Annotated in this window: 11 protein-coding genes; 6 read left to right on the forward strand and 5 right to left on the reverse strand. The window is 63.8% G+C overall.

Annotated features, from left to right (window positions below):
* Positions 1–112: 112 nt before the first annotated feature.
* Positions 113–2974: an excinuclease ABC subunit UvrA gene (uvrA, locus tag C1H69_RS13425; RefSeq protein ID WP_102653901.1), complete on the reverse strand. Its 2862-nt coding sequence runs from the start codon at positions 2972–2974 to the stop codon at positions 113–115.
* A gap of 163 nt (positions 2975–3137) precedes the next feature.
* Between uvrA and C1H69_RS13430 the strand changes: the two genes are divergently transcribed.
* The 4 genes from C1H69_RS13430 to C1H69_RS13445 all read left to right on the forward strand — a co-directional run bounded on the left by C1H69_RS13430 (position 3138) and on the right by C1H69_RS13445 (position 6920).
* On the forward strand, positions 3138–4529 hold the full coding sequence (locus C1H69_RS13430) for an MFS transporter (protein WP_102653902.1): 1392 nt from the start codon (positions 3138–3140) through the stop codon (positions 4527–4529).
* 77 nt (positions 4530–4606) lie between these two features.
* Positions 4607–5209: a single-stranded DNA-binding protein gene (gene ssb, locus C1H69_RS13435; RefSeq protein ID WP_102653903.1), complete on the forward strand. Its 603-nt coding sequence runs from the start codon at positions 4607–4609 to the stop codon at positions 5207–5209.
* Between the two features lie 62 nt (positions 5210–5271).
* On the forward strand, positions 5272–6156 hold the full coding sequence (locus tag C1H69_RS13440; protein WP_102653904.1) for a sugar nucleotide-binding protein: 885 nt from the start codon (positions 5272–5274) through the stop codon (positions 6154–6156).
* Positions 6153–6920 carry a lysophospholipid acyltransferase family protein gene (locus tag C1H69_RS13445; protein ID WP_102653905.1) on the forward strand — a complete coding sequence of 256 codons (768 nt, stop codon included), beginning with the start codon at positions 6153–6155 and terminating at the stop codon, positions 6918–6920. Before C1H69_RS13440 ends, C1H69_RS13445 begins: the two co-directional genes overlap by 4 nt.
* A gap of 87 nt (positions 6921–7007) precedes the next feature.
* On the opposite strand, the gene fabB is transcribed toward C1H69_RS13445, so the two are convergent.
* Positions 7008–8225: a beta-ketoacyl-ACP synthase I gene (gene fabB, locus C1H69_RS13450; RefSeq protein WP_102653906.1), complete on the reverse strand. Its 1218-nt coding sequence runs from the start codon at positions 8223–8225 to the stop codon at positions 7008–7010.
* Positions 8226–8238: 13 nt separating this feature from the next.
* Positions 8239–8754 (reverse strand): 3-hydroxyacyl-[acyl-carrier-protein] dehydratase FabA, encoded by a 516-nt coding sequence (gene fabA, locus C1H69_RS13455; protein ID WP_102653907.1) that lies wholly within the window; start codon positions 8752–8754, stop codon positions 8239–8241.
* 248 nt (positions 8755–9002) lie between these two features.
* Here fabA and C1H69_RS13460 point away from each other — a divergent pair, with 248 nt between their 5' ends.
* A complete protein-coding gene (locus C1H69_RS13460; protein WP_102653908.1) occupies positions 9003–10865 on the forward strand; it encodes a putative bifunctional diguanylate cyclase/phosphodiesterase in 1863 nt (620 codons plus the stop codon).
* On the opposite strand, the gene C1H69_RS13465 is transcribed toward C1H69_RS13460, so the two are convergent.
* Both C1H69_RS13465 and C1H69_RS13470 read right to left on the reverse strand, forming a co-directional pair.
* Positions 10858–11766, reverse strand: coding sequence for a MerR family transcriptional regulator (locus tag C1H69_RS13465; protein WP_102653909.1), 909 nt, complete (start codon positions 11764–11766; stop codon positions 10858–10860). The two genes, C1H69_RS13460 and C1H69_RS13465, sit on opposite strands and share 8 nt — an antisense overlap.
* A gap of 121 nt (positions 11767–11887) precedes the next feature.
* Entirely contained in the window at positions 11888–12274 is a 387-nt protein-coding gene (locus C1H69_RS13470) for a sirohydrochlorin chelatase (RefSeq protein ID WP_102653910.1), read from the reverse strand.
* Between the two features lie 184 nt (positions 12275–12458).
* Between C1H69_RS13470 and C1H69_RS13475 the strand changes: the two genes are divergently transcribed.
* Positions 12459–13370: a TIGR01777 family oxidoreductase gene (locus tag C1H69_RS13475; RefSeq protein ID WP_102653911.1), complete on the forward strand. Its 912-nt coding sequence runs from the start codon at positions 12459–12461 to the stop codon at positions 13368–13370.
* Positions 13371–13433 lie beyond the last annotated feature (63 nt).

The following is a 13433-nucleotide window of genomic DNA, read 5'->3' on the forward strand; positions in this document are numbered from 1 at the left end:
GTTTTTTATTTCTACATCATCCGCGGGTGCGGCGTATCGACGACAGCCCTTCGCGGAGGCGCTGTCCCCGAAGCCGCTTAGCGTGATTGGGCTCCCAAGCGAGTGGGACGTTTTACTTGGAGGTCGCTGGCTCGGCCTTGCGGGGTTTGGCGCGTTCCAGCAGCGGCTCGAGGAAGCGGCCGGTGTGCGAGGCCTCCATCTTCGCCACCTGTTCCGGGGTGCCCTCGGCGATGATGTACCCACCGCCGGAGCCCCCCTCGGGGCCCAGGTCGACGATCCAGTCGGCGGTCTTGATCACGTCCAGGTTGTGCTCGATCACCACGATGGTATTGCCGTGATCGCGCAGGCGGTGCAGTACGGTGAGGAGCTGGCGAATGTCCTCGAAGTGCAGCCCGGTGGTGGGTTCGTCGAGGATGTAAAGCGTCTTGCCGGTGTCCCGCTTGGCGAGTTCTCGGGCCAGCTTGACCCGCTGTGCCTCGCCGCCTGACAAGGTGGTGGCACTCTGCCCCAGGCGAATGTAGGAAAGCCCCACATCCTGTAGTGTTTGCAGGCGGCGGGCGATGGCCGGTACCGGGCTGAAGAATTCCAGCGCCTCCTCCACGGTCATCTCCAGCACCTCGTGGATGCTCTTGCCCTTGTAGTGAATCTCCAGGGTCTCGCGGTTGTAGCGCTTGCCCTTGCAGACATCGCAGGGCACGTAGATGTCCGGCAGGAAGTGCATCTCTACCTTGATCATGCCTTCGCCCTGGCACGCCTCGCAGCGTCCTCCCTTGACGTTGAACGAGAAGCGACCCGGCTTGTACCCCCGCGAGCGTGCCTCCTGGGTACCCGAGAACAGCTCCCGGATCGGCGTGAAGATGCCGGTATAGGTCGCCGGATTGGAGCGCGGGGTGCGACCGATGGGGCTCTGGTCGATGTCGATCACCTTGTCCAACTGGTCGAGGCCCTCGATCTTTTCGTATGGCGCCGGGGTCAGGGTGGTCGCGCGGTTGAGATCCCGTGCGGCGATCGGCATCAGCGTCGAATTGATCAGGGTCGACTTGCCGGAGCCGGAGACCCCGGTCACGCAGATGAACAGCCCGAGGGGCAGGGTGAGCGTCACGTCATGCAGGTTGTTGCCGGTGGCCCCGGTGAGGCGCAGCTGCTTCTCTGGGTTGCCGGGAATCCGCCAGGGCGGAACCTCGATGCGGCGCTTGCCCGAGAGATATTGCCCGGTCAGGGAGTCGGGGCTCGCCATTACCTCCTCGGGGGTGCCCTGGGCGACGATCTGCCCCCCATGCACACCGGCGCCAGGGCCGATGTCCAGCACATGGTCTGCGGCACGGATGGCCTCCTCGTCGTGTTCGACGACGATCACCGTATTGCCCAGGTCGCGCAGATGGACCAGGGTCTTGAGCAGGCGGTCGTTGTCGCGCTGGTGTAGTCCGATGGAGGGCTCGTCCAGGATATACATGACGCCGACAAGGCCGGCGCCGATCTGGCTGGCCAGGCGGATACGCTGGGCTTCACCGCCGGAAAGGGTGTCGGCGCTGCGCTCCAGGTTGAGGTAGTCGAGCCCCACGTTGACCAGAAACTCCAGGCGGGCATGGATCTCGTTGATGATCTTGTCGGCGATCTCGCCCTTGCGACCGGGCAGCGCCAACTGGCGGAAGTAGTCCCAGGCCTCGCCAATGGGCAACTGGACGATATCGGGCAGGGTGCGGCTGTCGATGTAGACATGTCGAGCCTCCTTGCGCAGGCGGGAGCCATGACAGGTAGGGCACGGCTGGTGCGCGATGTAGCGGGAAAGCTCCTCGCGAACCATGCTCGACTCGGTTTCCCGATAGCGGCGCTGCATGTTGGGCAGAATGCCCTCGAAGGGATGTTCACGGCTGACCTTGCGGCCACGATCGTTGACGTAGCTGAAGGCGATCTCGTCGGCGCCGCTTCCGTGGAGGATGATGTCACGCTCATGGCGGGCCAGGTCCTGCCAGGGGCTTTCCAGGGCGAAGCGGTAGTGGCTGGCCACCGCCTGCAGCTGGCTGAAGTAATAGACGCTGCGACGATCCCAGCCCTTGATCACACCTTCGGCCAATGAGAGCTCGGGATGGCTGATCAGCTTCTGGGGGTCGAAGATCTGCTGCACCCCCAGGCCGTCGCAGGTCGGGCAGGCGCCGGCCGGATTGTTGAACGAGAACATCCGCGGCTCTAGCTCGGCGATGGCGTAGCCGCAAACCGGGCAGGCAAAGCGTGCCGAGAAGGTGATGTCCTCGGCCTCGCCATCCATGAAGTGCACCATGGCGATGCCGTCGGAAAGCCCGAGTGCTGTCTCGAAGGATTCCGCCAGGCGCTGCTGAAGCCCCTCGCGAACCTTGATGCGATCGATCACCACGCTGATGTCGTGTTTCTTGTTCTTGTCCAGGGGCGCGATGTCGTCCAGCTCCAGTACCTGGCCATCGATCAATGCGCGTACGAAGCCCTGGGCGCGCAGCTCGGCGAGAAGCTGCAGATGCTCGCCCTTGCGGCCCTTGACCACCGGTGCCAGCAGCATCAGCTTGCTGCCTTCGGGCAGGGCCAGCACCTGATCGACCATCTGTGAAATGGTGCTGGCCTCGAGCTCCTCGTCATGTTCCGGGCAGCGTGGCGTGCCGGCACGGGCAAACAGCAGGCGCAGGTAGTCGTAGATTTCGGTGATGGTGCCCACGGTGGAACGGGGGTTGTGGGAGGTGGACTTCTGCTCGATGGAGATCGCCGGCGACAACCCTTCGATATGGTCGACGTCGGGCTTTTCCATCATGGACAGAAACTGGCGGGCATAGGTGGAGAGCGATTCCACATAGCGGCGCTGCCCCTCGGCGTAGAGCGTGTCGAACGCCAGTGATGACTTGCCGGAGCCGGATAGTCCTGTGACCACAATCAAGCTGTCCCGGGGCAGGTCGACGTCGATCTGCTTGAGATTGTGAGTGCGGGCACCCCTGACCAGTATTCTGTCCATTCCCACCTCGTGACACGCAGCAAAACCTCGATTATACGTCCGCGATCCACCGGGCAGCAAAGCGCCAGTCGCTCGGACGTTTCCTGCGTCGACCGGAACCGATAGAATAGACGGTCCATCAAGGGGCCCCCAGCCCATCGACCCATTGGATTCTCGTCACCTTATGCGCAAGGTCTCTGGACTGCTGCTTGCCTCCGAACGTCGCGCCATCACCGGCCTGGCCAGCCTGTATGCCACACGCATGCTGGGGCTGTTCATGGTATTGCCGGTCCTGGCGCTCTATTCGGATGAGCTGATCGGGGCAACGCCATTATTGATAGGTCTGGCGCTGGGGATATACGGCCTGACCCAGGCGATACTGCAGATACCTTTCGGTCTGCTGTCCGACCGGGTCGGCCGCAAGCCGGTCATCGCGGGCGGACTGCTGCTGTTTCTGATTGGAAGTGTCGTGGCGGCTGGCGCGGATAGCATCGGCGGGGTGATCCTGGGCCGCTGTCTGCAGGGCAGCGGTGCCGTCGCCGCGGCAATCATGGCGCTGCTGGCGGACCAGACCCGGGAGCAGGTTCGTACCGCCGCCATGGCTACCATCGGGCTGTCCATCGGCGTGGCCTTTGCCGTTGCCATGGTGCTGGGACCCTGGCTGGCAGCGTCCTTTGGCCTCTCGGCCGTATTCTGGTTCACGGCGCTGCTGGCCGGGCTCGGCCTGGTGGTACTGTGGAAACTGGTGCCTCCGGCGCCTCGCAGAATGCGCCATCGGGACGTGGGCATCGATCGTCGGCAACTGGCGGTCATCATGACCCGTGCTGACCTGTGGCGCCTGGACCTGTCGATCTTCGCCCTCCACCTGGTGTTGATGGCCATCTTCGTGGCGGTGCCCTTTCGGCTGGTGGAGGCGGGCATCGGGGTCGAGCGTCACGGCCTGACGTATCTGGGTATCATGTTGCTGGCCTTCGTGTGCATGGTGCCGCTGGTGATACTCGCCGAGAAGCGCCAGCGCATGAAGGCCATGTGCCTGCTGGCGATCGGTGCCATTGCCGTCAGCCTGGCGGGGCTGGCGGGCATTGGCAGCGGCGGAGCGGCACTGTTCGGCTGGCTGTTGCTGTTCTTCATCGCCTTCAATCTGCTCGAGGCCACCTTGCCGTCGATGCTGAGCAAGCTGGCTCCGGCTGGTGCCAAGGGAACGGCCATGGGGGTCTACTCGACCAGCCAGTTCCTGGGCGCGTTTCTGGGTGGCGTATTGGGAGGTTTCCTGGCCCAGCAATGGGGACTGTCGGCGGTGTTCGTCGGTAGCGCCCTCCTGGCCGGGATCTGGTGGCTGCTGATGCTTGGCATGCCGGCTCCGCCGCATCTGTCGAGCGAAGTCATAGAGCTGGATGAAAACCAACAGGAGGCGGCCCTGGATACGCTGATGGCGAGCTTTGCCGAAGTGGCCGGCGTTGAAGACGTGTTGGTCGTGCCAGAGGAACGGCTGGCCTATCTTAAGGTGGACCGGCGACGCCTTGACAAGGATGCGCTGGCTCGCCTGATCCGATCGAGCCGTCATCGCGGCGGTTAGCCTGCATCCCGGTAGTGCCGACAAGGCATCTCCGGTATTCGATAACGAGTATAGACAAACGAAATAGGGAGTCCAGCATGGCCCGTGGTGTCAATAAGGTCATTCTCATCGGCAACCTGGGGCAGGACCCCGAGGTTCGCTTCATGCCTTCCGGCAGTCCTGTCGCCAACCTGCGCGTCGCCACTACCGATACGTGGACCGACCGCCAGAGTGGGCAGAAGCAGGAGCGTACCGAGTGGCACTCGGTGGTGCTGTTCAATCGACTGGCGGAGATCGCTCAGCAGTATTTGAAGAAAGGTGCACGCGTCTATCTCGAGGGCCGGCTGCAGACGCGCAAGTGGCAGGGGCAGGATGGCCAGGATCGCTACACCACCGAGATCGTGGTAAACGACATGCAGATGCTAGATACCCGCGGTGGAGATGCATCCGGCCAGGGCGCCGGCTTCGGTGGTCAGGCCCAGGGCGCTCAGGCACCTCAGCAGGGCGGCTATGGCAGTGCCCCGCCGCAGCAAGGCGGCTATGGCGGGGGGCAGCCTCAGCCTCAGCCACGTCCAGCGCCTGGGCCGGCGGGCGGCCAGCAGCCAGGTGGTCAGCAGCAGGGCGGTGGTCAGCAGCAGGGCAACTATGGCGCCCCCGATCCGGGCAGCTTCGATGACTTCGACGACGAGATCCCGTTCTGATCGACCGCCCTGATCGTTGTGGCGTGCAGGCGCTCCCTGCGCAGGCTGCCGGAGGCAATTGAGTGAAGCTGTTGATACTGGATGCCGGCCATTGCCTGAACCTGGCGCTGGCCCGGGTCGCGCACCGGAGAAGCGACACCGAGCTGGCTATCGAAGCGGGCCTTGGTATCGAGGCCGACCATCTGCGTGAGCTGGCGCCGGATGCGGTGATCATACCGCCGCTGTCGGGGCCCATGGAGATCGAACCGGCCGCGGTGGTGTCCCATGGCGAGGGCGTCGATGCCTGCCTGGCGGCTTGTCGGGAGACCGATACGCCGCTGGTGTGGTGCGTCTCCGATCAGCTCTATCAGGATGGCTTCGATACGCCCATTGACGAGCACGTCATTCCTGCCCCTCGTGACGAAAGCCTGCGACGTCTGATCGCTATCGGTGATCGTATCCGCAGCAGCCATCCTCGTCATCTGATCGTACGGCTCGGGCCACTATTCGCCCTGGAGGGCGGGCATGCCTGGCTAAGCGGCGTCATCGACAGTCTGGTGGACGGTGAGAATGTGCGGGCGGCGCAGGACGTCATCTTCTGCCCCACCTCGGCTGACGCCGTGGCCATGGCACTGGTGGGTATGTTGCATCAGCTGAACTGCGGCTCGACCGCCTGGGGGGCCTACCACCTGGCGGGAACGGAACCGGTGAGCGCCTATACCTTCACCTCGATGGTGCGCACGCAGCTGATGACCCGGCTGGAAGGGCTGGGTGAGCGGGTTGAGCTCGGCAGCGTCCAGGCGCTCAAGCATCATCATGATCAACCACTGCGGCGGGTGCTCAATTGTCGACGCGTGCTGGAAGCGTTCGGTGTGCACCAGAAGCCCTGGCGGCTGGAGGTGGGGCGGCTGCTGGACGATTGGTGCCAGGCGCGCCGAGGACCCGAGGAGGACGGCACTCGCTCATGAATGCGATTCGCAGCCTGCTGTTCTACCTTGGCTATTTTCTTGCCATTCTGGTTTGCGGAGGCCTCTTTCTTCCGGTGGCTCCGCTATTGCCGCTGTCGGGGCGATATCGCCTTCTCAATCTCTACAATCATTTCATCACTGCCTGGTTCCGCTGGACCTGTGGCGTGACCTACCGGGTCAGCGGCAAGGAACATCTGCCCGAAGGGCCCTGCGTCATCCTGGCCAACCATCAGTGCGAGTGGGAAACCATCTACCTGCAGATCCTGACGCCGCCGGTGTGCACGGTACTCAAGCAGGAGCTCTTGCGTATCCCGCTATTCGGGTGGGGGTTGCGGCTGCTGCACCCCATCGCGCTTGATCGCTCCAAGCCCGCACGGGCGATGCGCCAGGTATTGACTCAGGGTGTGCAGCGTCTGAATGAGGGTTTGTCGGTGCTGATCTTCCCCGAGGGCACCAGGGTGGCTCCCGGTGAGCGGCGACGCTACAACAAGAGCGGTACCGTGATCGCCTGTCGAGCCGGGGTGCCGGTATTGCCTGTGGCGCATAATGCCGGCGAGCGCTGGCCGGGGCGCCACTGGATCAAGAACCCGGGGGTATTGAGCGTGGTGGTGGGCCAGCCCATAGCCACAGAGGGCAGAACGCCAGAGGAAGTGCTGGTCGAGGTGGAGGCCTGGATCGAGGCCCGCCTCACCGAGATATCGGACGTACCTCGGCCACAGGTCCCGGCGCCCGCCCGCGAGCGAGGCGCCCGCTCCGTGCCATGAACGAGGCGTTTGCGAGAGTGGCCATGTCACGAAAAGGCGCCTGATGATCAGGCGCCTTTTCGTGTGGTGTCGGCATCAAGCCGACGATCAGTCGCTGTAGCGTTGCAGCACCAGACAGGCATTGGTGCCGCCGAAGCCGAAGCTGTTGGAGAGCACGCGCTGGATGGTCACGTCGTCACGGCGGCTGGTCACGATATCGAAGCCGGCGGCCTGATCGTCGAGCTCGTCGACGTTGGCCGAAGCGGCGATGAAGTCGTTCTCCATCATCAGCAGGCTATAGATGGCCTCCTGCACGCCGGTGGCGCCCAGTGAATGGCCGGTCAGCGACTTGGTGGAGCTCATGGCCGGGGTGCTGTCGCCGAACACCTCGCGAATGGCCTTGAGTTCGGCCACGTCGCCCACCGGGGTGGAGGTGCCGTGCGTGTTGATGTAGTCGATGTCGCCCTCCACGGTGGCGAGCGCCTGGCGCATGCAACGCATGGCGCCTTCACCGGAGGGGGCGACCATGTCGTGCCCGTCGGAGGTGGCGCCATAGCCGACCAGTTCGGCGTAGATCTTCGCACCGCGAGCCTTGGCGTGTTCCAGCTCCTCGAGCACCAGCATGCCGCCACCGCCGGCAATGACGAAACCATCCCGAGCCTGGTCATAGGGGCGCGAGGCCTTCTCCGGCGTGTCATTGTAATGGGTCGACAGGGCGCCCATGGCATCGAACAGGCAGGAGAGGGTCCAGTGCTCCTCCTCGCCGCCGCCGGCAAAGACGATGTCCTGCTTGCCCATCTGGATCTGCTCCATGGCACTGCCGATGCAGTGGGCAGACGTGGCGCAGGCCGAGGAGATCGAGTAGTTGACCCCCTTGATCTGGAACGGTGTGGCCAGGCAGGCGGAGACGGTGCTGCCCATGGTGCGGGTGACACGGTAAGGGCCGACTCGGCGCAGACCCTTCTCGCGCATCACGTCGGCGGCCTCGACCTGGTTGGCGCTGGAAGCACCCCCGGAGCCTGCAATCAGGCCGGTGCGCTCACTGGATACCTGCTCCGATGTCAAGCCGGCGTCAACCACGGCCTGAGCCATGCTGACATAGGCATAGGCTGCCGCATCCCCCATGAAGCGGCGCAGTTTGCGGTCGATCAAGTCTTCTAGATCGATATCCACAGCGCCAGCTACCTGACTGCGGAAACCGCGCTCGGCATACTCCTCCTTGAAGCGAATACCAGAACGCCCTGCCTTGAGCGCCTCGAGAACCTGTTGCCGGTCGTTGCCCAGGCAAGACACGATGCCCAGTCCAGTGACTACCACTCGTCGCATGGAAGCCTCCTGATCAGAAGTTCGCGGTGGAGGTGAATAGGCCGACACGTAGGTCGTTGGCCTGGTAGATATCTCGGCCATCAACCGATACGGTACCATCGGCCATGCCCAGAATCAGGCGCCTGGTGATGATACGCTTGATATTGATACGGTAGATGACCTTTTTGGCATCGGGCAGGATCTGGCCGGTGAACTTCACCTCGCCACAGCCCAGGGCACGCCCTCTGCCCGGGTGGCCGAGCCATCCCAGATAGAAGCCTACCAGCTGCCACATGGCATCCAGGCCGAGGCAGCCGGGCATTACCGGATCGCCGGGGAAGTGGCAGTCGAAGAACCAGAGGTCGGGTGTGATATCCAGCTCGGCGATCAGTTCGCCCTTGCCGTGATCCCCGCCATCTTCATAGATGCGTGTGATGCGGTCGAGCATCAGCATGTTGGGTGCCGGCAACTGGGCATTGCCGGGGCCGAAAAGCTCACCGCGGCTGCACGCCAGCAGTTCTTCGCGTACGAAAGAGTGTTGCTTGGTCACTGAGTCGTTCCGAGTCGCAGTTATTGTGGGCCTCCCGCGGCGTCGCGGATGCGGCATGGCACAAATGGCCGTCCACGCCCGGGCGGCCCCGACTAGTCTACTGGCCGTGGCCGGCGATTGCACGTCAGGCATGACGTGACGGGGCCGACCGATTAAAGTGATGGCTCCAGGTGTCGATACTGATGAAAGGTCGATGCACTGCATGGGCGCGATTTCTTCACCCTTCATCCGTCAGACCGGGATACGACATGTGGTCATCCATTGCGATCAATCGCCCGTTGACCTGGGCCGCACTAGTAGCGCTGCCGGCCTGTGTCTGGCTCCCTGATCCGAGTCTGAGGCTGGTGGCGGTATGTATCGTGGCGGGGGGACTGGCGGATGGCTGGCGTCGGCTGCGTCGTGATCGGCAACATGCCGACCTGATGCAACAGGCCCTGATGCTTTCCGAGGAAGGCGTGCAGATTACCGATGCCGACAACAATATCCTCGCCGTCAATCCCGCTTTCACCCGCATCACCGGCTTCACCGAAGAGGAAGTGCGAGGCGTCAATGCCGCTAGCCTGATCGCTTCACGTCACGATACAAGTTTCTTCAAGCGCTTCTGGCAGACCCTGGAAAGCAAGGGGCGGTGGGAAGGCGAGATATGGAGCCGCCGAAAACAGGGTGATGAATATCCCGAATGGCTACGCATCAAGGCCATTGCCGATCCCCGTGGGCGGATCAGACACTACGTGGGCACCTTCACCGACATTTCCGTGCACAAGGCCCGTGAACAGGACCTGCGGCGTATCGGCTTCGAGGATCCGCTCACCGGGCTGCCCAACCGTCGTCGTCTGCATGACCTGATGACCTCGCGGTTGCGTCACCTGCGGGCGGGGGAAAGCCTGGACATGGCGATCATCGACATCGACGGTTTCAAGTCGGTCAATGACAGCCTCGGTGTCGAGCAGGGTGATCGCTTGCTGGCGCTCTTCGGTCAGCGCCTGGCGCGTCATGTGGCTGGCGGTGTGGTCGGGCGGCTGGGAGGCGATGAGTTCCTGGTGATTCGCACCACCACCTTCGATGATCACGGCAAGTGGGTAGCCGGCTTGCGCGATCATCTGGGAGAACCCTTCGATATCGGCAATCGCTCGTTGCGCCTGGGGTTGTCCATCGGCAGCTGCCGGGCTCCGGAAGATGGCAAGGAGTCGGGCGTGCTGTTCCAGCGCCTGGAGTCGGCTCTCTATTCAGCCAAGCGACATGGCCGCAACGTCAGCCAGCGATTCCGCCCTGCCCTCGATGTCCAGGACAGCCCGCACATGGCGCTCGTCTACAGCCTGCGCGATGCTCTGGCCAACGGAGGGCAACTGGAGCTTCACTACCAGACACAGCATCGCTCCCGGGATGGTGTTGTCGTTGGCATGGAGGCGCTGCTGCGCTGGCGCTCCCCGGAACACGGCATCATCTCGCCGGGGGACTTCATTCCCTTGGCGGAACGGCACGGACTGATGGGCACGCTAGGCAACTGGGTCATTGACGAAGCCTTGGCTCAGATGGCGCGCTGGCGAGAAATGGGCATGCCGCGACTGCCGGTATGGATCAATGTCTCGGCTATCCAGATGTTTCAGGGCGAGCTGGAGTCGGCGCTGTCGTCCGGCCTGGCTCGACATGGTATTCACGCCTCGCAGCTTGGTCTCGAGCTGACGGAATCGGTTCTGCTGGACGAACGTGCCGGGGATATCGTACCCCGCCTCGAGGCCCTTCGGTCTCAAGGCCATCGCATCGCGATCGACGACTTCGGTACGGGATATTCGTCGATGAGCTATCTCAAGCGGTTGCCACTGGACAAGATCAAGCTGGACCGTGTCTTTATCCGCTCGTTGCCGGATGACCCCGCCGATGCCGCCATCGTCAGTGCCGTGTTGGCCATGGCCCGAGGCCTGGGCCTCGATGTGGTTGCCGAAGGCGTGGAAACCCGGGAGCAACTCGACTTCCTGCGCAATGCGGGCTGTACGTTGGTTCAGGGTTTCCTGTTCGCCCGTCCCATACCGGCCCAGGCCCTTGAAATCCAGTGGCGAGGCGGGTCGGCCCTGCCGGCTGCCGCCATGCTGGACTCCAAGCCAGTCACCTGAGCAGAGGCTGAAGGCGTGCCAGCGCCAGGGGAAGGTCGTCGCCCAGCAACGCGACGTCACTGTCCCTCAGATCGGACTCGCGAATGCGGGCCATCGGTCCGCATAGCCCCAGTGGTACGTCGAGCTGCTCTGCCAGACGAGGCAGCAGGCGGCGAACGAGATCGGCACGCTCGGCGCGTCCACTGACCAGCAGCAGGGCCGCCGCCCCGAAGCGCTCCACCGCCAGTGGCAATTCGCCGAAGGGCAGGGGGGTATCGAGCAACCGGACACGATAGCCGGCCTGGCTGCTGGCCAAGGCCGCCAGCAATAGCCACAGTGGGCCAGGATCGTCAGGCAGCGGGTTCAGCAGGATCACGGGGCCGTTCGCGGCCTGGTTGGCATGGTACAGGCGCGTGCCGATACGGGTGCGCAGGAAGGATTCCAGTACGCGGCGCTGCAGCAGGGCACCGAGCTGATCGCCCCAGGCTTCCTCGAGTTCATGAATAACCGGCTGCCAGAGCTCGGTCAAGCAGGTGGTGACGGGGTAGAGCGCCAGGCTCTGATTGAACAGGCTCTCCAGCTGCGCCGTGTCCAGGGCTTCAACGGCGGTGATCAGCCGTCGCCTCTGGCTGGGCCAGTCGCCGGCGGCGGGTTCGGGTGTTGCTGCCGTCTCGGGCTGATCGAGCAGTTCCTTGACCTGGCTGACCGGCACGCCACGACTGAGCCACTGCAGGATGCGCTCGACCCGATCGATGTCCTCGCGGGCATAGAGGCGGTGCCCCTTGGGGGTGCGCTGAGGGCAGATCAGCCCGTAGCGACGCTCCCAGGCACGCAGGGTGACCGAGTTGACACCGGTGATGCGTGACACCTCGCGAATGGGATAGAGCGGTGTGTCAGCCGGATGGGTCGCCTTGTCGGTCATGCTCGCGTTTGCCTCTTGCTGTGGTCGTGCCGTTCCGGGCCCCCGAGAGCGGCATATCGGCGCGAAATGTCCATGGATGAACAATATTGTACATCAAGCGAGCGATGTACAACCGTAGGCATCATCGTCGGGCTTTCGACGTCTCGCCGGCCTGTTCGGCAATCACTGCCGCCAAGGCTTCGACGAAGGCGGGATGTTCGCCCACGGGGGGCAGCAGCGTCAGGGCAATGCCGGAATGTGTCGCTTTGAGTGTCTCTACCTGGCTGGGTACGTCCTTGCGCAGATGCCGCCCGGCAGCGAAGAATAACGGCAGGATCTCGGCACGCTCGATTCCCTCTGCGGCCAGCTCGGCGACGGTGCTTTCCAGTGATGGTTCGCTCAGTTCCATGTAGGCCAGCCTCAGGGAGGTTTGCATGCGGTTGGCCAACGCTCCATGAAGCCGTTCGAAGGGGGCTCGCCACTCGGCATCGCTTGAACCGTGGGCGAGCAGGATCAGGCTATAGGTCATGGTGTTCTCCTGAACGACGGTGGGACGCGGGTCGGCCCAGCGCCGATGATGGCGGTGGAAGGACGGGCCGGCTGTGGCATGGACGCCTCGCGCAGTGAAGCGACTTTTCCGCTAGACTAGCAGAAGTGTACAACGGTTGTATAACAACCTGCCGTAACCGGGGATCCTCGTGAGGAGGTCACAAATGCGCGTGCTGATTACAGGCGGTAGCGGTTTCGTGGGACAGCGACTCTGCCTGCGGCTCAAGGAAGCAGGCCACCGGCTGCAGGTGGTCTCCCGGGACCCGGAAGCCGCAAGGGGGCAACTGCCCGCCGGTGCCGACCTTCGGCGTTCCGTCCTGGATTTCGTGGATTCTCCGCCGGAAGCCATCGTCAACCTGGCCGGAGAGCCGATCGCCGCCCGCCGCTGGAGCGATGAACAGAAGAAGCGCCTGATCGATTCACGGGTCAACATCACCCGCGACCTGGTCATCCTCTGCGAGCAGCTGAAGCAGTCGGGCGGCCAGGCACCGCGAGTGATGATTTCGGGTTCGGCCATGGGTTACTACGGTGATCAGGGGGAGAAGGAGGTCACCGAGGAGACACCTCCCCATGATGAGTTCGCTCATCGACTCTGCAAGCGCTGGGAGGATACCGCCAGGGAAGCGGCCGATTTCGGCACCCGAGTCGTGCTGCTGCGAACCGGCCTGGTGCTGGACACCGGCGGCGGCAGTCTCGCGAAGATGCTTCCGCCCTTCAAGCTGGGACTGGGCGGCCGTTTCGGCGATGGCAGGCAGTTCATGCCCTGGATCCATCGGGAGGACCTGGTACGCAGCATTCTCTTCCTGCTGGAGCATGACGAACTGGAGGGACCCATCAACGGCAGTGCGCCGAATCCGGTCACCAATGCCGAGTTCACCCGCGTGCTGGCCACACAGCTCAAGCGCCCGGCCGCCATTCCGGTGCCGGCCATTGCCCTGGAGACCGCCTTCGGCGAAATGGCGCGGCTGCTGCTCACCGGCGCGGACATGCGCCCCCGGCGACTGCTCGATGCCGGGTTCGAGTTTCGTTTCCCGACCCTGGAACAGGCCCTGGCGGATATCCTGGGCAGGCGGTAGCGGTAGTCGAGCGAATCCGCCATGGCCTTGGGCCCGTTCGAGAGGTGCCGTCGGCGCGACGCA

The organism is Billgrantia endophytica (assembly GCF_002879615.1).
GTDB classification, from domain to species: domain Bacteria; phylum Pseudomonadota; class Gammaproteobacteria; order Pseudomonadales; family Halomonadaceae; genus Halomonas; species Halomonas endophytica.

Excerpts from the sequence above, each read along its gene's own strand:
- uvrA (WP_102653901.1), bottom strand. The coding sequence starts at position 2,974 with ATGGACAGAATACTGGTCAGGGGTGCCCGCACTCACAATCTCAAGCAG.
- C1H69_RS13430 (WP_102653902.1), top strand. The coding sequence starts at position 3,138 with ATGCGCAAGGTCTCTGGACTGCTGCTTGCCTCCGAACGTCGCGCCATC.
- ssb (WP_102653903.1), top strand. The coding sequence starts at position 4,607 with ATGGCCCGTGGTGTCAATAAGGTCATTCTCATCGGCAACCTGGGGCAG.
- C1H69_RS13445 (WP_102653905.1), top strand. The coding sequence starts at position 6,153 with ATGAATGCGATTCGCAGCCTGCTGTTCTACCTTGGCTATTTTCTTGCC.
- fabB (WP_102653906.1), bottom strand. The coding sequence starts at position 8,225 with ATGCGACGAGTGGTAGTCACTGGACTGGGCATCGTGTCTTGCCTGGGC.
- C1H69_RS13460 (WP_102653908.1), top strand. The coding sequence starts at position 9,003 with ATGTGGTCATCCATTGCGATCAATCGCCCGTTGACCTGGGCCGCACTA.
- C1H69_RS13465 (WP_102653909.1), bottom strand. The coding sequence starts at position 11,766 with ATGACCGACAAGGCGACCCATCCGGCTGACACACCGCTCTATCCCATT.
- C1H69_RS13470 (WP_102653910.1), bottom strand. The coding sequence starts at position 12,274 with ATGACCTATAGCCTGATCCTGCTCGCCCACGGTTCAAGCGATGCCGAG.
- C1H69_RS13475 (WP_102653911.1), top strand. The coding sequence starts at position 12,459 with ATGCGCGTGCTGATTACAGGCGGTAGCGGTTTCGTGGGACAGCGACTC.